This is a genomic window from Bacillus sp. Bos-x628, assembly GCF_040500475.1.
GTDB lineage: Bacteria > Bacillota > Bacilli > Bacillales > Bacillaceae > Bacillus > Bacillus maqinnsis.
The window spans coordinates 804,717-825,816 of record NZ_CP159358.1 but is presented as its reverse complement, the minus strand read 5'-3'; the positions used below and the strand labels follow the sequence as shown (position 1 = coordinate 825,816).

23 protein-coding genes are annotated in these 21,100 nt (G+C 39.8%); all 23 read left to right on the top strand.

Annotated elements, in window-relative coordinates; genetic code table 11:
- Positions 1 to 27 precede the first annotated feature (27 nt).
- Entirely contained in the window at positions 28 to 930 is a 903-nt protein-coding gene (gene dprA, locus ABVJ71_RS04315) for a DNA-processing protein DprA (RefSeq protein ID WP_353855768.1), read from the top strand.
- A gap of 193 nt (positions 931 to 1,123) precedes the next feature.
- A complete protein-coding gene (gene topA / locus ABVJ71_RS04310) occupies positions 1,124 to 3,199 on the top strand; it encodes a type I DNA topoisomerase (RefSeq protein ID WP_353855767.1) in 2,076 nt (691 codons plus the stop codon).
- A 70-nt stretch (positions 3,200 to 3,269) separates the two neighbouring features.
- Positions 3,270 to 4,574, top strand: a complete 1,305-nt coding sequence (trmFO, locus tag ABVJ71_RS04305; protein ID WP_353855766.1) for an FADH(2)-oxidizing methylenetetrahydrofolate--tRNA-(uracil(54)-C(5))-methyltransferase TrmFO — start codon at positions 3,270 to 3,272, stop codon at positions 4,572 to 4,574.
- Positions 4,575 to 4,636: 62 nt separating this feature from the next.
- Complete coding sequence (gene xerC / locus ABVJ71_RS04300; RefSeq protein ID WP_353855765.1) at positions 4,637 to 5,554, top strand: tyrosine recombinase XerC; 918 nt, start codon at positions 4,637 to 4,639, stop codon at positions 5,552 to 5,554.
- A gap of 14 nt (positions 5,555 to 5,568) precedes the next feature.
- A complete protein-coding gene (hslV, locus tag ABVJ71_RS04295) occupies positions 5,569 to 6,114 on the top strand; it encodes an ATP-dependent protease subunit HslV (RefSeq protein ID WP_353855764.1) in 546 nt (181 codons plus the stop codon).
- A gap of 16 nt (positions 6,115 to 6,130) precedes the next feature.
- Positions 6,131 to 7,531 carry an HslU--HslV peptidase ATPase subunit gene (hslU, locus tag ABVJ71_RS04290; protein WP_353855763.1) on the top strand — a complete coding sequence of 467 codons (1,401 nt, stop codon included), beginning with the start codon at positions 6,131 to 6,133 and terminating at the stop codon, positions 7,529 to 7,531.
- A 34-nt stretch (positions 7,532 to 7,565) separates the two neighbouring features.
- Positions 7,566 to 8,345: a GTP-sensing pleiotropic transcriptional regulator CodY gene (gene codY / locus ABVJ71_RS04285; RefSeq protein WP_353856555.1), complete on the top strand. Its 780-nt coding sequence runs from the start codon at positions 7,566 to 7,568 to the stop codon at positions 8,343 to 8,345.
- 291 nt (positions 8,346 to 8,636) lie between these two features.
- Positions 8,637 to 9,026 carry a flagellar basal body rod protein FlgB gene (flgB, locus tag ABVJ71_RS04280; protein ID WP_353855762.1) on the top strand — a complete coding sequence of 130 codons (390 nt, stop codon included), beginning with the start codon at positions 8,637 to 8,639 and terminating at the stop codon, positions 9,024 to 9,026.
- On the top strand, positions 9,026 to 9,478 hold the full coding sequence (flgC, locus tag ABVJ71_RS04275; protein ID WP_353855761.1) for a flagellar basal body rod protein FlgC: 453 nt from the start codon (positions 9,026 to 9,028) through the stop codon (positions 9,476 to 9,478). The genes flgB and flgC overlap by 1 nt, the downstream gene beginning before the upstream one ends.
- Positions 9,479 to 9,489: 11 nt before the next feature.
- The gene (fliE, locus tag ABVJ71_RS04270; protein WP_353855760.1) at positions 9,490 to 9,807 is read left to right on the top strand and encodes a flagellar hook-basal body complex protein FliE; all 318 of its coding nucleotides are present in this window, start codon (positions 9,490 to 9,492) and stop codon (positions 9,805 to 9,807) included.
- Positions 9,808 to 9,856: 49 nt separating this feature from the next.
- Positions 9,857 to 11,446, top strand: a complete 1,590-nt coding sequence (fliF, locus tag ABVJ71_RS04265) for a flagellar basal-body MS-ring/collar protein FliF (protein WP_353855759.1) — start codon at positions 9,857 to 9,859, stop codon at positions 11,444 to 11,446.
- 11 nt (positions 11,447 to 11,457) lie between these two features.
- Positions 11,458 to 12,474 carry a flagellar motor switch protein FliG gene (gene fliG, locus ABVJ71_RS04260; RefSeq protein ID WP_353855758.1) on the top strand — a complete coding sequence of 339 codons (1,017 nt, stop codon included), beginning with the start codon at positions 11,458 to 11,460 and terminating at the stop codon, positions 12,472 to 12,474.
- Complete coding sequence (gene fliH / locus ABVJ71_RS04255; protein WP_353855757.1) at positions 12,467 to 13,222, top strand: flagellar assembly protein FliH; 756 nt, start codon at positions 12,467 to 12,469, stop codon at positions 13,220 to 13,222. Before fliG ends, fliH begins: the two co-directional genes overlap by 8 nt.
- Positions 13,219 to 14,535, top strand: a complete 1,317-nt coding sequence (gene fliI / locus ABVJ71_RS04250; protein ID WP_353855756.1) for a flagellar protein export ATPase FliI — start codon at positions 13,219 to 13,221, stop codon at positions 14,533 to 14,535. The genes fliH and fliI overlap by 4 nt, the downstream gene beginning before the upstream one ends.
- Positions 14,536 to 14,543: 8 nt before the next feature.
- Positions 14,544 to 14,987 carry a flagellar export protein FliJ gene (gene fliJ / locus ABVJ71_RS04245; RefSeq protein ID WP_353856554.1) on the top strand — a complete coding sequence of 148 codons (444 nt, stop codon included), beginning with the start codon at positions 14,544 to 14,546 and terminating at the stop codon, positions 14,985 to 14,987.
- A 12-nt stretch (positions 14,988 to 14,999) separates the two neighbouring features.
- A complete protein-coding gene (locus ABVJ71_RS04240; RefSeq protein WP_353855755.1) occupies positions 15,000 to 15,671 on the top strand; it encodes a hypothetical protein in 672 nt (223 codons plus the stop codon).
- Positions 15,672 to 16,997, top strand: coding sequence for a flagellar hook-length control protein FliK (locus ABVJ71_RS04235; RefSeq protein ID WP_353855754.1), 1,326 nt, complete (start codon positions 15,672 to 15,674; stop codon positions 16,995 to 16,997). It abuts the gene before it with no gap.
- Entirely contained in the window at positions 16,997 to 17,440 is a 444-nt protein-coding gene (gene flgD, locus ABVJ71_RS04230) for a flagellar hook assembly protein FlgD (RefSeq protein ID WP_353855753.1), read from the top strand. Before ABVJ71_RS04235 ends, flgD begins: the two co-directional genes overlap by 1 nt.
- 23 nt (positions 17,441 to 17,463) lie before the next feature.
- Complete coding sequence (gene flgG / locus ABVJ71_RS04225) at positions 17,464 to 18,255, top strand: flagellar basal body rod protein FlgG (protein ID WP_353855752.1); 792 nt, start codon at positions 17,464 to 17,466, stop codon at positions 18,253 to 18,255.
- Between the two features lie 37 nt (positions 18,256 to 18,292).
- Complete coding sequence (locus ABVJ71_RS04220; RefSeq protein ID WP_353855751.1) at positions 18,293 to 18,508, top strand: flagellar FlbD family protein; 216 nt, start codon at positions 18,293 to 18,295, stop codon at positions 18,506 to 18,508.
- Positions 18,505 to 18,933 (top strand): flagellar basal body-associated protein FliL, encoded by a 429-nt coding sequence (gene fliL / locus ABVJ71_RS04215; protein ID WP_353855750.1) that lies wholly within the window; start codon positions 18,505 to 18,507, stop codon positions 18,931 to 18,933. The genes ABVJ71_RS04220 and fliL overlap by 4 nt, the downstream gene beginning before the upstream one ends.
- 32 nt (positions 18,934 to 18,965) lie before the next feature.
- Positions 18,966 to 19,964, top strand: a complete 999-nt coding sequence (gene fliM / locus ABVJ71_RS04210) for a flagellar motor switch protein FliM (protein ID WP_353855749.1) — start codon at positions 18,966 to 18,968, stop codon at positions 19,962 to 19,964.
- Positions 19,954 to 21,075 carry a flagellar motor switch phosphatase FliY gene (fliY, locus tag ABVJ71_RS04205; RefSeq protein WP_353855748.1) on the top strand — a complete coding sequence of 374 codons (1,122 nt, stop codon included), beginning with the start codon at positions 19,954 to 19,956 and terminating at the stop codon, positions 21,073 to 21,075. The genes fliM and fliY overlap by 11 nt, the downstream gene beginning before the upstream one ends.
- The last annotated feature ends 25 nt before the right edge of the window (positions 21,076 to 21,100 follow it).

Here is a 21,100-nt window from a genome sequence, read left to right as displayed (position 1 = left end):
CTATCTATCTTATATTGGAGGAATGGTATGTACAATGTGTCCGAAAGAATGATTTTTCATCGCTTAAAAGGCCTCATCTCACCCTCTTTGTTAACAAAATGGTGGAAAGTCGATCCTGAGTTATATATAAATGAAGAAAAGCATCATTTCATGCAGGATCGATCATTACAAACAATCGATTTCACCCGCTTAAAACAAGCCGAAGAAAACGAATTCCCCATTTTTCAACGCATCGTTCAAGCCTATTTAAAGCAAAACATTCACATGATTCCCATCACATCATCATTATATCCTGACACTTTAAAAAACATTTATGATCCTCCCCCTGTGTTATTCCTAAAAGGAAACGTATCATATTTAAATGAAGAAAAAAGTTTAGGTGTAGTGGGCACACGTTTGCCATCATCTTATGGAAAAGAATGTGTGAAGAAATTTGTTGGTGAACTCGTCAAGGAAGATTGGATGATTGTCAGTGGTTTAGCAAAAGGAATTGATGGACTCGCCCACAAGGAGTGCATTGGGCAACAAGGGAAAACTATTGGTGTAGTGGCTGGCGGTTTTCAGCATTTGTATCCAAAGGAACATGTGAAAATGGCTCACTACATGGGAGAACATCATTTGCTTTTGTCAGAGCATCCGCCATATATCAAACCAGAGAAGTGGCACTTTCCGATGAGAAACCGTTTGATTAGTGCACTGACGAAAGGAACGATTGTCATCCAATGTAAAGAAAAGAGCGGTTCTTTGATTACAGCTTATCAAGCACTAGAGCAAGGAAAAGAAGTATTTGCTGTTGCCGGTTCTATCTTTGACCCTAACTCCTCTGGTCCTGCAAGACTCATTCAACAAGGGGCAAAGCTCGTTCATTCGACAAAGGATATTTTAGAGGAATTCTCCTTTAACAGCGTTCAATATACTGAACCTTTATAAAAATATCGTTTGACAAAAGACATAGGAATATTTAATAATAGTGAGGATTTAAGTTTACACTTTGTTTTTCGTGTTTATAATAATGTTCATCATAAAGAATTTTTAACGATTGCCTGTTTGATTGATGCAATTAACATAAATATGAAATGTGTAATGTATAAAGAGAGAACACCTCTTAAGGGGGATTTTGAGTATGGCTGATTATTTAGTCATCGTTGAGTCGCCAGCAAAGGCGAAAACGATTGAACGTTATTTAGGAAAAAAATATAAAGTAAAGGCTTCAATGGGGCATGTAAGGGATTTACCTAAGAGTCAGCTTGGTGTAGACACTGAGCACAACTTTGAACCGAGATATATTACGATTCGCGGAAAAGGTCCAGTATTAAAGGAATTGAAAACAGCAGCGAAAAAGGCGAAAAAAGTCTATCTCGCAGCTGACCCCGATAGAGAGGGGGAAGCAATTGCATGGCATTTAGCACACAGCCTTGACCTTGACCTCTCTTCAGATTGTCGCGTTGTCTTTAACGAGATTACAAAAGATGCGATTAAAGACTCTTTTAAGCATCCGCGTATGATCAATATGGACTTAGTTGATGCACAGCAAGCAAGACGAATTTTAGATCGTCTCGTTGGCTATAAAATCAGCCCGATTTTGTGGAAAAAAGTAAAAAAAGGTTTAAGTGCTGGACGTGTTCAATCTGTTGCACTCCGTCTCATCATTGATCGCGAAAATGAAATTAATGAATTCAAACCAGAGGAATACTGGACCATTGATGGTACGTTCCTAAAAGGGAAAGAAACCTTTGAAGCAAGTTTCTTTGGGATAAATGGCAAAAAACACCCACTGAAAACAAAAGAAGATGTAAAAGAAATCCTTTCAAAATTAAAAGGAAAACAATTTTCTGTAGAAAAAGTGACGAAAAAAGAACGAAAACGCAATCCAGCCTTGCCATTCACTACGTCAACACTACAGCAAGAGGCAGCAAGAAAATTAAACTTCCGTGCGAAAAAAACCATGATGATTGCACAGCAATTATATGAAGGAATTGATCTTGGCAAAGAAGGTACAGTAGGGCTCATTACATATATGAGAACAGACTCAACGCGTATTTCAAATACTGCAATTGAAGAAGTATCAGCGTTTATTGATCAAACTTACGGAAAGAATTTCTTAAATATAGCAAAGCGTTCCGTAAAAAAGAACGAAAATGCACAAGATGCACATGAAGCAATACGCCCGACCTCTACATTAAGAAAGCCAGCAGATTTAAAACATGTGCTGAGTAGGGATCAGCTTCGTCTTTACAAACTAATTTGGGAACGATTTGTAGCAAGTCAAATGGCGCCAGCTGTTCTTGATACAATGAGTGTTGATCTTGGAAATAATGGTCTTACTTTCCGTGCAAACGGCAGTAAGGTGAAGTTTCCTGGGTTCATGAAGGTATATGTTGAAAGCAAGGACGATCAGCTTGAAGAAAAGGACAAAATGCTTCCTGATCTCAAAGAGGGTGATACGGTTCTTTCAAAAGATATCGAACCAGAACAACACTTCACACAGCCGCCTCCGCGCTACACTGAGGCAAGACTTGTTAAAACGCTTGAAGAGCTTGGCATTGGTCGACCGTCTACTTACGCACCAACTTTAGATACAATTCAAAAACGTGGCTATGTGGCACTTGATAACAAACGATTTATTCCAACAGAGCTTGGAGAAATTGTGCTCAACTTAATCATGGAGTTCTTCCCAGAAATTATTAATGTTGAATTTACTGCTAAAATGGAAAAAGAACTCGATAGCGTTGAAGAAGGAACGATTGAATGGGTTCGTATTATCGACAGCTTCTATCAGGACTTTGCAAAACGGGTAGAAAAAGCAGAAGCAGAAATGCAAGAGGTTGAGATAGAACCTGAATACGCAGGGGTTAATTGTGAAGAGTGCGGACATCCGATGGTGTACAAAATGGGGAGATACGGTAAGTTTATGGCATGCTCTAATTTCCCTGACTGCCGAAACACAAAACCAATTGTAAAAGATATCGGCGTCAAATGCCCAACATGCCACGAAGGAAACATTGTTGAAAGAAAATCAAAAAAACGTCGTATTTTCTATGGCTGTGATCGTTTCCCAGAGTGTGAATTCGTCTCTTGGGACAAACCAATTGAAAGAAAGTGTCCAAAATGCGAAAATATGCTTGTAGAGAAAAAACTGAAAAAAGGCGTTCAAGTTCAATGTGTCAATTGTGACTATAAAGAGGAACAACAAAAATAGCGGTGAGCAGCCTTGTTCACCTGCTTTTTTATGTCATCAAATAGAACTGACGAAATAGGAGAGTTGTACAATGAGTCAATTTGTAAATGTGATCGGAGCAGGTTTAGCAGGAAGTGAAGCAGCATGGCAAATGGCCAAACGTGGCATCAAAGTCCATCTTTATGAAATGAGACCTGTGAAACAAACTCCTGCTCACCATACGGATAAATTTGCTGAGCTTGTATGCAGTAATTCACTTCGCGCCAACGCTTTAACAAATGCAGTTGGTGTTTTAAAGGAAGAAATGCGTCATCTAGATTCTGCCATCATTGCAGCAGCGGATGAAAGTTCTGTACCTGCTGGTGGTGCACTTGCAGTAGATCGTCATGAATTTGCAGCAAACGTCACAGATCGTGTCAAGAATCACCCGAATGTCACTGTTTTTCAAGAAGAAGTGCAGAGCATTCCAGAAGGTCCAACGATTATCGCAACAGGACCACTTACATCTGAAGCACTTTCAAAAGAATTAAAATCGCTAACAGGTCAAGAGTATCTATATTTCTACGATGCAGCGGCACCAATCTTGGAGAAAGATAGCATTGACATGGAGAAAGTGTATTTAAAGTCACGCTATGACAAAGGAGAAGCAGCTTATTTAAACTGTCCAATGACTGAAGAGGAATTCGACCGTTTCTATGAAGCATTAATTTCTGCAGAAACGGTGCCTTTAAAAGAGTTTGAAAAGGAAATCTTCTTTGAAGGCTGCATGCCAATTGAAGTTATGGCGAAAAGAGGAAAGAAAACGATGCTGTTTGGCCCGATGAAGCCAGTAGGGCTGGAAGATCCGAAAACAGGAGAAAGACCTTACGCTGTTGTTCAATTAAGACAGGATGATGCAGCAGGTACTTTATATAACATCGTCGGCTTTCAAACACATCTCAAGTGGGGCGATCAAAAAGAAGTGTTCCGTTTGATTCCTGGTCTTGAACAAGCAGAAATCGTTCGTTATGGTGTGATGCACCGTAATACATTTATTAACTCGCCAAGCCTTTTAAAACCAACTTATCAGTTCAGAAACAGAGAGGACCTATTTTTCGCAGGACAAATGACAGGCGTTGAAGGGTATGTAGAGTCTGCTGCATCAGGATTAGTTGCTGGTATTAATGCAGCCCGTTTAATCAAAGGAGAAGAACTTATCACACTTCCTGAGGAAACAGTCATTGGCAGCATGGCGCATTACATCACTTCAACAAACAAGAAAAGCTTCCAGCCGATGAATGCAAACTTTGGCTTGTTAAAAGATCTTGGCGTGAGAATCAAAAACAAACAAGAGCGGTATGCAGAGTACGCTAAGCGCGCAATCGAAACTATTCAAACTATTTCGAAATCTCTGTAGTAAAACATTGCACGAAAAGCAGGTTATGTGATACCATTTAAAAGCCTTAAAGAGGTGTAAAAATGACGAATAAACAGCGTCTTGTCCACTTATTCATTGAATATTTGCAAATTGAAAAAAACTATTCAGCTTTGACGATCTCAGGATATAAAGAAGCCATTGAAGAGTTTGTCAGATTTATGAACATTCAAGGAATAAACGCTTTTGAAGAGGTATCCTATCAAGATACGAGAATTTATTTAACAGAAGCTTATGAAAAAGGCCTTACAAGAAGAACGATTAGTAAGAAAGTCTCTGCACTTCGCAGCTTTTATAAATTTTTAGTAAGAGAACAGCTTGTGAAAGAAAATCCTTTTTTACTCGTTAGCTTACCAAAACAGGATAAGCGAATTCCTTCATTTTTGTATGAAGAGGAACTAGAAGAACTTTTTGCGATTTCTGATCTAAGTACACCACATGGGCAAAGAAATCAGGCCATTTTAGAACTTCTTTATGCAACTGGTATGAGGGTCAGTGAGTTATGTTCATTAAAAGAATCTGATCTTGATTTAACGATGGATACAGTGCTTGTTCATGGGAAAGGCAGCAAGCAGCGATATGTACCTTTCGGGTCATATGCACATGAAGCGCTCATCACTTATTTAGAGGATGGACGGAAGAAACTTTTGGCTAAGGGGAAAGACCGTACTGAGGCACAAGTGTTTTTGAATCAGCGCGGAGCACCTCTCACAGATAGAGGTGTTCGATACATCCTGACTGAATTAATGAAGAAGGCGTCAAGCACATTACATATCCATCCGCACATGTTAAGGCACACCTTTGCCACACACCTGTTGAACGAAGGGGCGGACTTGAGAAGTGTGCAAGAACTTCTCGGTCATTCAAATTTATCATCAACACAGGTGTACACGCATGTATCAAAGGATTCTTTAAGAAAGACGTACATGTCTCATCACCCTAGGGCCTTTAAACGATCATAAAAGGAGGTTTTTTGATGTCATCATTTCATGCAACAACCATCTTTGCCGTTCAGCATAAAGGGAAAAGTGCAATGGCTGGCGACGGTCAAGTCACGTTCGGTCAGGCTGTCGTAATGAAACATACAGCAAAAAAAGTACGTCGTCTTTTCGGAGGTAAGGTGCTGGCAGGGTTTGCAGGATCAGTGGCAGATGCTTTTACACTCTTTGAAAAGTTTGAAACGAAGCTTGAAGAATATGGTGGTAATTTAAAAAGAGCGGCTGTCGAACTGGCAAAAGAATGGAGAAGCGACAAGATGCTTAGACAGCTTGAAGCCATGCTGATTGTGATGAACAAAGAAAGTATCCTACTTGTATCAGGTACTGGAGAAGTCATTGAGCCAGATGATGGCATTTTAGCGATCGGTTCAGGCGGCAATTATGCACTTAGCGCTGGGAGAGCACTTAAAAAACATGCAGGTAATCACCTCTCAGCCCGCGATATTGCGAAAGCTGCTCTTGAAACGGCAGGAGAAATCTGTGTCTACACGAACGATCAAATCACTTTAGAAGAGCTTGAATAGAAAGGACATGAGACGTATGGAGAAAAAGCCGTTCACCCCAAGAGAGATAGTTGAAAAGCTTGATCAATACATCATTGGTCAGCTTGATGCGAAAAAAGCAGTGGCGGTGGCTTTAAGAAACCGTTACAGAAGAAGTCTTTTACCTGATGAGCTAAAGGATGAAGTTGTTCCGAAAAACATTTTAATGATTGGACCAACAGGTGTAGGGAAAACCGAGATCGCTCGGAGAATTGCACGTCTTTCTGGTGCTCCTTTCATTAAAGTGGAAGCGACGAAGTTTACTGAAGTTGGTTATGTCGGCCGTGACGTAGAATCAATGGTGAGAGATTTAGTTGAGACAGCAATTAGACTCGTCAAAGAAGAGAAGATGAGCGATGTACAAGAAGAAGCAGAGAAACAAGCAAACAAGCGGATTGTTCATTTATTAGTGCCTAGTAAGAAAAAAAGCCAATCTGTGAAAAATCCTCTTGAAATGCTGTTTGGCAGCTCTGATACGGATGACCGTGAGCGAGAGGACTCAAATGAAGAAGTAGAACTTGAAACCTCAAGGAAACGTATTGCCCATCAGCTAGCAATGGGCGAGCTTGAAGATCACTATGTCACAATCGAAGTTGAAGAGCAGCAGCCTTCCATGTTTGATATGCTACAAGGCTCGGGTATGGAGCAAATGGGCATGAATATGCAAGATGCTCTCAGCAACCTCATGCCTAAAAAGAAAAAACGCAGAAAGCTGACAGTGAGAGAAGCAAGAAAAGCTTTAACTGCTGAGGAAGCTTCGAAGCTGATTGATATGGATGAAGTCAGTCAGGAAGCTGTCCAAAAGGCAGAACAGCAAGGCATTATCTTTATTGATGAAATCGATAAAATTGCCAAAAGCGGCGGCGCATCATCCGCAGATGTTTCTCGTGAAGGGGTTCAACGTGATATTTTACCGATTGTTGAAGGCTCGACAGTGATGACGAAATATGGAGCTGTGAAAACGGACCATGTTTTGTTTGTAGCTGCAGGTGCGTTTCATATGGCGAAGCCGTCAGATTTAATTCCAGAACTGCAAGGACGCTTTCCAATTCGTGTAGAATTAGATAAATTAAGTATAGAAGACTTTGTGAAAATCTTAACGGAACCAGATAACGCGTTATTAAAGCAATATAAAGCTTTACTTGAAACAGAAGGTATATCTCTTGAATTTTCTGACGATGCTATTCATAAGATTGCCGAAGTGGCTTATCACGTCAATCAGGAGACGGATAACATTGGTGCAAGAAGGCTTCATACAATACTTGAAAAGCTGCTTGAAGAGCTGTCATTTGAGGCACCTGATATTACAATGGAAACAGTCACCATTACCCCTCAGTATGTAGAAGAGAAGCTAGGAAAGATTGCAAATAACAAAGACTTAAGTCAATTTATACTTTAACAAATGAATAAAGTAATCTAGGAGGATTAGAATGATGGCGTTATTACAAAAAACAAGGATTATTAACTCAATGCTGCAAGCTGCAGCGGGGAAACCAGTTAATTTCAAAGAGATGGCGGAAACACTTAGAGATGTTATTGATTCAAACATATTTGTGTTAAGCAGAAGAGGGAAACTTCTCGGTTATTCAATCAATCAACAGATTGAAAATGCCCGTATGAAAAAAATGCTTGAAGACCGTCAATTCCCAGAAGAATACACAAAAAGCCTGTTTAATATTCCTGAAACGTCTTCTAATTTAGATATCAACAGTGAATATACGGCTTTCCCAATTGAGAACCGTGACTTATTCCAATCAGGTTTGACAACCATAGTGCCAATTATCGGGGGCGGAGATCGCTTAGGAACTTTAATTCTGTCTCGCCTGCAAGATCGGTTTACAGATGATGATTTAATTCTTGCTGAATACGGAGCAACGGTCGTTGGGATGGAAATTCTCCGTGAAAAGGCAGAAGAAATTGAAGAAGAAGCAAGAAGTAAAGCTGTAGTACAAATGGCGATTAGTTCTCTTTCATATAGTGAGCTTGAAGCGATTGAGCATATCTTTGAAGAACTTGATGGAAATGAAGGTCTGCTCGTTGCAAGTAAAATCGCTGACCGTGTAGGCATTACTCGTTCAGTGATCGTAAACGCTTTGCGTAAACTTGAAAGTGCGGGTGTTATCGAATCTCGTTCTCTCGGCATGAAAGGAACATACATTAAAGTGTTAAACAACAAATTTTTAATTGAACTTGAAAATTTAAAATCCCATTAATAAAAAAAACCCTTTTCAAGCGGAAATAGACGCTGAAAAGGGTTTTTTGTATGAAAAATGAGGATTTGACCCAAAAAAATAACACGCTTTTTTCCAAGAAACCCTTTACAATTATTAGTTCTTTGAATCTAGGTCTTTATTACCATTCATAAAATAGATATATATTACGAGTTTTTTTTACAGATACATCATAGACTTTAATCCTATTATTTCTTACAATGAAGTTAGGGTTTTTACAAATCTCGACATGAATAATTGGAATGAAATACATATGATTGGAGGTATATGGTTTTGGATATATTTTCTGGAACGATAAGCAACCTTGAGAATGCCTTAGGTAGAGCAAATATTAAGCAAAAAGTCATAAGTAACAATATCGCGAATATAGACACACCGAACTATAAGTCAAAAAATATCGTGTTTCATGATATGCTAAATGATGCATCAATTAAATTAAATGCTAAAAAAACATACCAAGGACACATTGATTTTTCTGAAACAGGGTCTAATTATTCAGTCGTCTCAAGTAATCGTACTTCTTATCAAGAAAACGGAAATAATGTCGATATTGATCAAGAGATGAGCGAACTCGCTAAAAACCAAATTCAGTATAATGCTTTGGTTGAAAGAATGAGCGGGAAGTTCAATTCTCTCAAAACAGTTTTGACAGGAGGTAAGTGATGTCGATTTTTTCAGGCGTTAACGCTTCGGCCTCAGCATTAACAGCACAGAGACTCAGAATGGATGTTGTGTCTTCCAACCTTGCAAACATGGATACAACAAGAGCTAAACAGATTGATGGCAAGTGGGAGCCTTATAGACGCAAACTTGTCACATTACAGCCGTCAGGTGAATCATTTTCATCTATTTTGAACTCAAGTATGAAATCAAGCGGCAGATTAGGAAATGGCGTCAAAGTATCAAAAATTACAGAAGACGAAACTCCATTCAACCTTCAATATGATCCTACAAATCCCGACGCCAATGAAAATGGATATGTTCAAACACCAAATGTTGATCCATTAAAGGAAATGGTTGACCTCATCAGCAGTTCAAGATCATACGAAGCGAACGTGACTGCACTAAATGCGAATAAAAGCATGCTGATGAAAGCTTTAGAAATAGGAAAGTAAGGTGAAAAGAATTGGTGAATGCAATATCTCCTTTCCAGCTTCAAACCACTCAGCAAGCAAGTGAATTGACAAATGCATCGCCCCTGCAGGCGACCGCACCTAAAAGTCAAACAAACTTCTCTGATGTGCTGAAGAATTCCATTGAGGCATTAAATCAATCACAGTTGAAATCAGATCAGTATACAAATGCACTTGCACAAGGGAAAGACGTTAATCTCGATGAAGTCATGATTGCTGCACAAAAAGCGAGTGTGACACTCACAGCTGCGACGGAGTTTCGGAATAAAGCAGTCGAAGCGTACCAAGAGATTATGAGAATGCAGATGTAGGAGGTGCTGGCGGACAAAATAAGACTGAATGGAATGACCGGGGGTTAAGATGAATCGTACTTTAAAGCAATTAAGAACAAAAACAGTTGAGTTTTGGCGAAATCGATCAAAATTACAAAAAATACTCATGATTGGCGGCGTTGCTGCCCTAGCAATCATTATTACGGTTGTTAGCATCTTTGCTTCTTCTGAAAAAATGGTTCCATTGTTTAGAGATTTGTCTGCTGAAGAAGCAGGGCAAATTAAACAGGAGCTTGATGGCAAAAACGTGAAATCGGAACTTGCAAACAATGGAACAACAATTCTAGTTCCAGAGAAGCAAGCAGACTCTTTAAAAGTGACACTTGCAGCAGAAGGGCTTCCTAAGACAGGAAGTATCGATTATTCCTTCTTTGCAAACAATTCGGGCTTCGGTTTAACAGATAATGAATTTGATGTTCTGAAAGTAGACGCGACTCAAACAGAACTAACCAATCTGATCAACACGATTGATGGGATTAAAGATTCAAAGGTGATGATTAACCTGCCAAAAGATTCCGTTTTTGTTGGAGAAGAGCAAAGTAATGCATCAGCATCAATTGTGTTGCAAGTTCAGCCTGGCTACACGCTTACTCAGCAACAAGTAAAAGGCCTTTATCATCTTATTTCAAAAAGTGTACCAAATTTAAAAACAGAAAACATTGTCATTATGGACCAAGATTCAAAATACTACGACTTAAACAGCAGTTCCGATTCCTATGCAAGTGGAATGGATGCACAGCAGCAGAAAAAAGAAGAGATTGAAAAAAATCTTCAAAGGAAAATTCAACAACTACTAGGAACAATGATGGGTCAAGATAAAGTAGCCGTATCGGTCACAACGGACATTGACTTTACTGAAGAAAAAAGAAAAGAAGACCTTGTAGAACCTGTTGATAAAGAAAACATGCAAGGTATCGCTGTCAGTGCTGAAAAGATTGCTGAAACATATTCAGGCAATGGGGCAGCAGCTGGAGGGACAGCTGGAACAGGCGATGATGATGTCACAAATTATCAAGGTGCTGATGGAGCAAATGGAAGCGGAGATTACGAAAAGAGCGAAAATCGTATCAATTATGAAGTAAATCGCATTCATAAAGATATTAAAGAAAGTCCTTATAAAATAAGAGATATTGGCATTCAAGCATTGGTTGAACCGCCAACAGCAAATGATGCCAACTCTTTAACATCTGAAAGACAAGATGATATTAAAAAAATCCTTTCAACGATCATTAGTACATCAATTGACAAAGAATACACAAATGGTCAAGCGCTCACTCAAGATGATTTAGATAACAAAATCGTTTTATCCGTATCAAAATTAGATGGTAAACAGCAAACAGAAGCCTATAACCCGTCAAACAATATTCCGTTCTGGATTTATATTGTAGGCGGTGTGCTACTACTTGCAATCATCGCTCTCATTATTCTTCTTGTGCGTAAACGCAGAAAAGAAGACGACGAATTTGATCTTGATGAACGTACACCCATTCATGTTCCTGATATCGATACTGAACCAGAAACAGAAGAAATGGTGAGAAAACATCAGCTTGAAAAAATGGCAAAAGAAAAACCAGAAGACTTTGCTAAATTGCTACGCAGCTGGCTGTCCGAGGATTAGGAGGAATACACATGTCGAGAAAAGATACAAATCGACTAACAGGCAGACAAAAAGCAGCAATCCTAATGATTTCCTTAGGGCTAGACGTGTCAGCATCTGTATACAAACATCTGTCTGAAGACGAAATAGAAAAGTTAACATTAGAAATTTCCAATATACGAAGTGTAGATACTGGTAAAAAAGATGAGGTCATCGAAGAATTTCACAATATTGCCATCGCACAGGACTATATATCTCAAGGCGGTCTCATGTATGCAAGACAAGTACTTGAAAAAGCGCTTGGTGAGGACAAAGCGGATAGTATCTTAAACCGATTGACATCCTCTCTTCAAGTAAAGCCATTTGATTTTGCACGAAAGGCTGACCCAGAGCAAATCTTAAACTTTATACAGCAGGAGCATCCACAAACCATTGCGCTCATTCTTTCTTACTTAGATCCAGTTCAGGCTGGGCAAATCCTTTCTGAATTAGATGAGGAAGTTCAAACAGAGGTTGCGAGAAGAATTGCCTTAATGGATCGAACGTCCCCAGAGATCATCAATGAAGTGGAACGTATCCTTGAACAAAAACTTTCTTCAACTTTTACGCAAGACTACACGCAAACAGGTGGAGTCGAAGCCGTTGTTGAGGTGTTAAATGGTGTAGATCGTGCAACAGAGAAAACCATTTTAGACACACTTGAAATTCAAGATCCTGAACTTGCTGATGAAATCAAGAAACGTATGTTTGTCTTTGAAGACATTGTCACCCTTGATAGCAGAGCGATTCAGCGCGTGATCAGAGATGTTGAAAATGATGACTTGTTACTTGCTCTCAAAGTGGCAAGTGAAGAAGTGAAAGAAATTGTCTTCAGCAATATGTCTCAACGAATGGTCGAAACGTTCAAAGAAGAAATGGAGTTTATGGGACCTGTTCGGCTTAGAGATGTGGAGGAAGCACAAACACGTATTGTCAGCATTGTAAGAAGACTTGAAGAAGCTGGAGAGATCGTCATAGCTCGAGGTGGAGGAGACGATATCATTGTCTAGGATTATCAAACATGAAACATCTGTTATTCCTGAGCAAGGCCGGCAAACAATTCCTTTGCAGCAAGTGGAGTTTAAACGAGGACATCACGGAAAAGATCCGGTCAACGAAACGCAACCGACTCTAGATGATGCTGAAGCTCAAGCGAGCCGTATTTTAGAAGAAGCAAACAGAAAATTAGAACAGACAATGGTCGAAATCAAACAGCGTCGAGCCGACTTTGAAGCTGAAAGATTACAGTTAGTTGAAGAAGCAAAACAAGCAGGTTATCAAGAAGGCTTTCAAAAGGGAGAAGCAGATGCCAAAGTGCAGTACCAATCTATGCTTGATCAAGGAAATAACATTGTCAGGCTTGCTAAACAAGATTACGAAGCAAAAATTGAAAGCTCTGCTGAAAAAATTGTTGAACTCGCCTTCCAACTCGCCAAACGAGTCTGGTATGCAACTGAGGACAGCAAAGATCAATTTTTTGCCCTCGTGAAGCAGGTGATGTCAGAAGTGAAAGAATATGACGACATTTCTATCTATGTAGACCCTGATAATTATGAACATGTTATGAATCATAAAGATGAATTGATCAGAATTCTTCAAAAGGATACACACCTCGCCATTTACGCGGATGAAAAAGCGCCAAAGGGAACTTGTTATGTAGAAACAAGCTTTGGAAAAGTTGAAGCGAGTGTCGATACACAAATGAATCAGTTGAAAGAAAAATTATTAGAAGTCATTGATTCAGGTGACCACAAATGAACATGGATGTATTAAAAGAAGCAATTGAAACAACCGATCCCTACAAGCGGTTTGGTAAAGTCAATCGAGTTGTTGGGCTAATGATCGAATCAAAGGGACCAGAAAGTTCAATTGGAGATGTTTGTCTCATCCATAAAAAAGGGAGTAAACATCATCCTATTAAAGCAGAAGTCGTCGGTTTTAGAGATGAGAACATTTTGCTCATGCCTTATGTTGAAGCATCTAATATCTCACCAGGAAGTTTAGTCGAAGCAACAGGTGAGTCATTAAAGGTAAAAGTGGGCACTGGGTTAATTGGTGAAGTGATTGATGCATTCGGACATCCGCTAGATGGCAGTATGCTTCCAAAAGGGCTTGCACCTGTTTCAACAGATCAATCTCCTCCGAATCCAATGGACCGACCGCCTATTAGAGAAAAAATGGGCGTTGGCGTGAGAGTGATCGACAGCCTTTTAACTGTTGGCACTGGACAGAGAATTGGGATCTTTGCAGGAAGCGGTGTTGGGAAAAGTACATTAATGGGTATGATTGCAAAGCAGACAGAAGCTGACTTAAATGTCATCGCACTTGTAGGAGAGCGTGGACGTGAGGTTCGTGAGTTTATCGAAAAGGATTTGGGTTCTGAAGGACTAAAGCGATCTATTGTTGTTGTAGCAACCTCTGATCAGCCCGCACTGACGAGAATGAAGGCCGCTTTTACAGCGACTGCAATTGCGGAGTATTTCAGAGATAAAGGCAAAAATGTCATGTTTATGATGGACTCTGTCACGAGGGTGGCAATGGCACAAAGGGAAATAGGACTTGCAACTGGTGAGCCGCCTACAACAAAAGGTTATACACCTTCAGTGTTCGCTATACTGCCAAAATTACTTGAAAGAACTGGGACGAATCAGCTTGGTTCCATTACAGCCTTTTACACAGTACTAGTTGATGGCGACGATATGAATGAACCAATTGCAGATACAGTCAGGGGCATTCTAGACGGTCATATTGTGCTTGATCGGGCTTTAGCTAACAAAGGTCAATTCCCTGCTGTGAATATTTTGAAAAGCATCAGCCGTGTCATGAGTAATATTGCAAGTCATGATCACAAGGAAGCAGCTAATCGGTTCCGCCAGCTTTTATCCACTTACCAAAACGCTGAGGACCTCATTAACATTGGAGCATACAAAAAAGGCTCCTCTAAGGATATTGATGAGGCTATGCAGGCTTATCCCCATCTGATTTCTTTTTTGAAGCAAGATGTAGATGAGGCTGTATCTCTTGAAGACAGTGTGAATTTATTGCTCAGTTTGATGAATAGAGAGGGTTGACAAAAACAGTGAAATATCAATTTAAATTTCAAAAGCTCTTAGAACTGAAAGAAAGTGAAAAAGACAAGTCACTCGCAGCGTATCAACAATCCGTTTCGGCATTTGAGCAAGTCGCTGAAAAACTCTATGAAAATATGAGTAAAAAGGAGCTTATGGAAAAAAGCAAGGAAGAAAAGCTGAGAAGCGGAATGAGTGTTCAAGAAATGCGTCACTATCAGCAATTTGTGACCAACTTAGATAACACGATTCATCATTATCAGCAACTAGTGATCATGAAACGTCATCAAATGAATGAAAAACAATCTGATTTAACGGAAAAAAACATTGAGTTTAAAAAGTTTGAAATAATGAAAGAAAAGCAATTCGAAAAGTTTTCCCTTGAACATAAGGCAAAAGAAATGAAAGAAATGGATGATATCTCTATTAGCCAATTCATGTTTCAAGGACACTAGGAGTCGAGATGAATGCCTAAGAAGGAAAAAGTGAAGGAATCAGGCAGCGGTAAATTTCAATGGATCTTGTTTATTGTCATCATCCCACTGATCGTGCTCGTTATTGTGACTGGCACTATCCTTTATATTGCTGGTTTTGATCTAAAGAAACCGCTCCAAAACATTCCAGTCATTAACAGCTTGGTTGATTCAGATGACAGCTCAAAATCGTCATCTTCAAATAATGATCAGAGTGAAGCAGAGTTGAAAGCATTGAAGAAGACCATTAAAGAGCAAAAGAATGAACTCGAAATTGCACAAAAAGACTTGAAAACAAGTGATGAAGAGATTAAAAGACTTAATCAGAAAATCAACTCACTTGAAAAAACATCTGAAAACTCAACAGACGAAACGTCAGCAAACAACAGTTCATCAGATAATAACTCAACAAGCACGACCTCTGATACGGCATCATCTAATCAAAAGACAAAAGGGAAGATTGCCAGCATTTACGAAAGCATGGATGCAGGGAAATCCGCAAAGATTCTATCAGAACTAAATGATAAAGAGGCTTTGAAGATTCTTGAAGAGTTAAGTAAAAATAAGCTGACAGAAATTTTAGCGAAATTGACACCTCAGAAGGCAGCGACGTTTACAAAGGAGCTAGCCAAAAAGGAAGAAAGTGAAAATGGGGGTGGACAATAAGTGAAACTACTGGATATAGGGGCATTACAGCAATCTTCTCAGAGCCTTTCCGGACTTAAAGGAGGCGATGTGAAATCAGTAAGCGGGTTGTTTAAGCAGTTGCTTGGGGGCGCAGGTGCTCCAAGCAGCCAAGTCGATTCACAGCCAGCGGGAACCCTTCTTTCAATTGATGATGCGATGCAAATCATTGAAAAATGGATGCAATCACCTGAAGATGGCATTGATGGCGATCTACTCCAAGCATTACAAGCTTTGCAAGGTCAAAAGCTTGGTCAATCTGATCTTCAGTCATTAGACGCTTTATTTCAAAAGATGGAATCATCCATATATGGTGATCAAGATAACAAACCAGTAGCTGCACACGGAGAACAGCTCATACAAGTCCACTTTTTCTTATATCAATTGATCAACCAGCAGCCGCTCAAGTTTGATGCAAAGCTTGTGCAGGACATTCAAGATAAAGGTCAGGATTTCATCCATTTTCTTTCAAAAAACGGTGCAGATGAGAAGATTATTCAGCAGGTAAAAGAGCAGTTTTTCTCGCAAGGCTCATCCTCAAAGCTAAGCGATATGTCGCAAAGTGAGCTGAAACAGTTCAACCAATTAATTGACCATATGATGGCAAGTGCAAAAGGATCTGACAAAGAGTGGAAAATTTCTCTAGGGGAGTTAAAAGAAATGCTCTCTCCACGAAATGAAGTTCCCCTCACGTCTCCATCAAAAAGTGCTGCATCACTCGAATGGTTCATCAAAAAAGAAGGGGTAAAAGGACAAAATGCCGCTTCACCTGCTTCTTCTGAAAAGATACCTATCCAAACGCTTTTATCAGGACACAAGCAGTTTTTCCAATTGCAATCTGCTTCTTCAGTTCAGCAGACGCAACTAACTGATGAAAAACCTAGTACGGTTGATCAGCAAATTTTAAACACATGGAAACAAATGAAGTTTACTCCATTCGGAAACTCAAGTGGACGCTTTACGGTTCGGTTAAACCCAGAAAATCTTGGGTTTATCACCATTCAACTAACGAAACAAAATGGTGTATATGCGAGTAAAATCACAGCCTCAACACAAGCAGCGAAAGAGCTGTTAGAACATCATCTGCCGCAGCTAAAGCAGGCACTTCCGAATATGTCGGTTCAAGTTGACCGATTCCATGTACCGCTGCAATCAAATGAACAGCCGTTATTCGGACAGTTTAGTGAAGAAAACAAGCACCAGCAGCCAAAAGAACAAGATCCGAAGAAGTCTGATGAACAGGATGCAGAATTCCAAGACGTTTTAGATGCGCTTGTTCTATCAGACAAAGAAGAGGAGGAGATATAATGGTAACTGTTGATTCTACACTTAGAACAGCCGCAACAACGGACACTTCTTCAAGTGCAGCGAAGAAAACAGACACGCTTGGCCGAGACCAGTTTTTAAAAATATTGCTTACACAGCTTCAAAACCAAGATCCAACCAATCCGTTGGATGACCGTGAGTTTGTCACTCAGCTCGCTACATTTTCTTCGTTAGAACAGCAAATGAATATGAACGAATCAATTGGTCAGCTCAATAAAGTCATGTCCACATTTGTTGCACATCAAGATCCATTTACAACGTATGTAGGCTGGATTGGAAAAGAAGTAATCGGCAAAAAAGATGACAAAGAAATTTCAGGCACTGTGAAATCTGTTAAAAACATAAACAACGAATACTTCCTGGTTCTTAATGATGGAACAAAAGTCAGTCCTTGGGATGTTACAACTGTTGGAGAAAAATCGTAAGGTTAAATCGAGGAGGAAAACAAATGTTACGCTCACTTTACTCAGGAATTAGTGGAATGAAAAACTTCCAAACGAAATTAGATATTGTGTCCAATAACGTGGCCAACGTCAATACTCACGGATATAAAAAAAGCCGTATCACATTTAAAGATATGGTGAGTCAAACTGTTGCTAGCTCTGGTGGATCTACAAATAACTCAGGGTCTATTAACTCAAAGCAGATCGGTCTTGGATCATCTCTTTCATCCATTGATAAGATCATGAAACCAGGTTCCGCACAAAACACAGATGATCCATATGACTTCTATATCAACGGAGACGGATTCTTCCGTATTGAAAAACAAGGAGAAGTTCTTTACACAAGAACGGGAAACTTCAAACCTGATTCAGAAGGTAATTTAGTTACACCTGATGGAAACTATCTACTTGGCATGAATGGACAAAAAATTACCATTCCTAGCGGTGCTTCAAGTGTCAGTGTTGGTCCAGATGGAACGATTTCGGTTGTGCAAAACAATGTTTCAAGAAAAGTTGGCCAAGTGTCACTTGTATCGTTCAGTAACGCAGCAGGATTAGACAAAGTCGGTGACAACCTATACCGCCAAACGTTAAGTTCAGGTGCACCAAGTAATGCGATTGTGCCGGGTGAACAAGGGACAGGTGAACTTCAAACAGGAAGACTTGAAATGTCAAATGTTGACTTAACAGACGAATTTACAGAAATGATTATCGCCCAGCGTGGATTCCAATCAAATGCAAAGACGATTACCACATCTGATGAAATTCTGCAGGAGCTTGTGAATCTAAAACGATAGGAGGTAGGGGGAGCGTTTTATCGCTTCTCTGCTTAACATGATAGAAGTGACAAGATTAAATGGCAAAGGATTTATGATCAACGCTCTCCATATTGAGCAAATCGAAAGCTTCCCAGATACGACAATTACATTATCCAATGGAAAGAAATTTGTCGTGAAAGAAGACGAGACAGAGCTCAAAGAGAAAATCATCTCTTTCTACAGAAAAATCCAAGTCATTTCATTGAATCAAGGAATAGAGGAGTTTGAATGAAGAAGAAATTAGTCGTAGTAATGCTCATCATGATTATTGCCATTGTCGGAATTGGAGCAGGTATCTTTTTCCTGCTTAACGGGTCAGGCGAAGCCAAAGCAAAAAAAGAGCCTACAGCAGATGAAGTCGTAAAAGCTTCTGTTGAAATTCCTGAAATCATTACAAACTTAAAGTCTGAAGGAAATGCTGTCAAAATTGTATTAAATATTGAAACAGACTCCGAAAAAGCAAAAGAAGAGCTTGAAAAACGAAACTTTCAAGTAAAAGATGCAGTTATCGACATTTTATCAGACACGAGTGCTGATGAAATTGATGGCAAAAAAGGAAGAGAACATTTTAAAACACAAGTCAAAAATAGAGTGAACAACTATTTGCAAGATGGCAAGGTGAAAGAAGTTTATATAACCTCCTTTAATCTGCAATAGAGGCGATTAATTGACACAATGGAGGTGAAGAAATGTCAGGAGAAGTGCTTTCCCAGAATGAGATCGATGCATTATTGTCCGCCATATCTACAGGGGAAATGGATGCAGAAGAGCTGAAAAAAGAAGAAACAATGAAAAAAGTGAAGGTGTATGACTTTAAGCGTGCACTGCGTTTTTCAAAAGATCAAATTCGTAGTTTAACGAGGATTCACGATAACTTCGCTAGGCTGCTCACCACTCACTTTTCAGCACAGCTAAGATCATATATTCAAATTTCTGTGAGTTCTGTTGACCAAGTACCTTACGAAGAATTTATTCGTTCGATTCCTAATATGACCTTATTAAACTTATTTTACGTAAGCCCGCTTGAAGGAAAAATCATGCTTGAAGTGAACCCAACAATTGGCTATGCCATGATGGACAGGCTAATGGGCGGGATTGGCATTAGTCATAATAAAACAGATTCACTTACAGAAATCGAAACAAAGATTATCTCAAACATGTTTGAGGGGGCTTTGGAAAATTACAGAGAAGCGTGGCAGTCCATAACCGACATCGAGCCAGAAATGGCTGATTTCGAGGTGAATCCCCAGTTTGTTCAAATGGTTTCGCCGAATGAAACAGTTGTCGTCATTTCCCTGAATACGCAAATTGGTGAGGTAAGTGGGGTTATCAACTTATGTATTCCTCACGTCGTATTAGAGCCTATCATTCCGAAGCTGTCGTTTCATTACTGGATGCAGTCTGACCGAAATGAACCGAAACAAGAAGAAACAAAGGCCATTGAACAACGGATTATGACGGCAAAAATTCCAGTAGTCGCTGAACTTGGGCGATCGGAAATGACGGTGGAAGAGTTTTTGAATTTGGAAATTGGTGATTGTATTACCTTGGACAAACCAGTAAATGCGCCTCTTACTGTTATGGTCGGAAATAAACCGAAATTCTTGGGACAGGCCGGCCGCGTGAATCGGAAACAGGCGATTCAAATTCTAGATCACGACATAAGAGGTGAAGAAGATGGAGAATAACGGAAGTAAATTAACTCAAGATGAAATCGATGCGCTCCTAAAGGGAGGCAACAAAGAAGAAATAGAGCCTGATACAGTCCTTTCTGCAATGGAACAAGATGCCATTGGAGAAATCGGAAATATCTCTTTTGGTAGCTCTGCAACAGCACTTTCAACACTACTAAGCCAAAAAGTGGAGATTACAACTCCAACGGTCACAGTGATTCAGAAAAGCAAGTTGAACGAGGAGTTTCCTCATCCATATGTAGCAATTGAAGTGAACTATACAGAAGGTTTTAGTGCTAGTAACCTGCTTGTCATTAAACAAACAGATGCCGCAGTCATTGCCGACTTAATGATGGGCGGAGATGGAACGAACGCCGATCCTTCTTTGAGTGAAATTCACTTAAGTGCGGTACAAGAAGCAATGAACCAAATGATGGGTTCTGCTGCGACATCCATGTCTACTGTCTTTAATAAGAAAATTGATATTTCGCCGCCGCGAGTTGAATTACTGGATGTGAAAGAAGGAGAAGGCACAGACCGGATTCCTGCTGAAGAATTGCTTGTCAAAGTGTCCTTCAGATTAACGATAGGTGAACTCATAGATTCTAATATTATGCAACTGTACCCTATTACGTTTGCAAAGGATTTAATTGCAGAATTAACAGGCCCGGCGCAAGAAGAAGTGATGCAAGCGACACCGCAAAGCGCACCTAAACTAAAGCAGGCAGCGCCGCAAACTCAGTCTGCTCCAGTGCAACAAGCAGCACCGCCAAAAAGACAGGCGAAACCAAAGCCGGCCGAACCAGTAAATGTCGCCCCAGTAGAATTTGAAGAGTTCAGTGAGCCTCAGCACACAACGAACCAGCTAGGAAATCTCGATATGCTGATGGATATTCCACTTTCAATCACTGTCGAGCTTGGAAGAACGCAGCGCAGTGTGAAAGAAGTGCTGGAGCTTTCCGCTGGAAGTATCATTGAGCTAGACAAACTTGCGGGTGAGCCAGTAGACATTTTGATTAATAAACGAATTGTGGCCAAAGGTGAAGTTGTTGTCATTGATGAGAACTTCGGTGTTCGTGTAACAGATATTTTAAGTCAGTCAGAAAGAATTTCTAATTTAAAATAAACAAACATATAGGGAGAGAATTTGT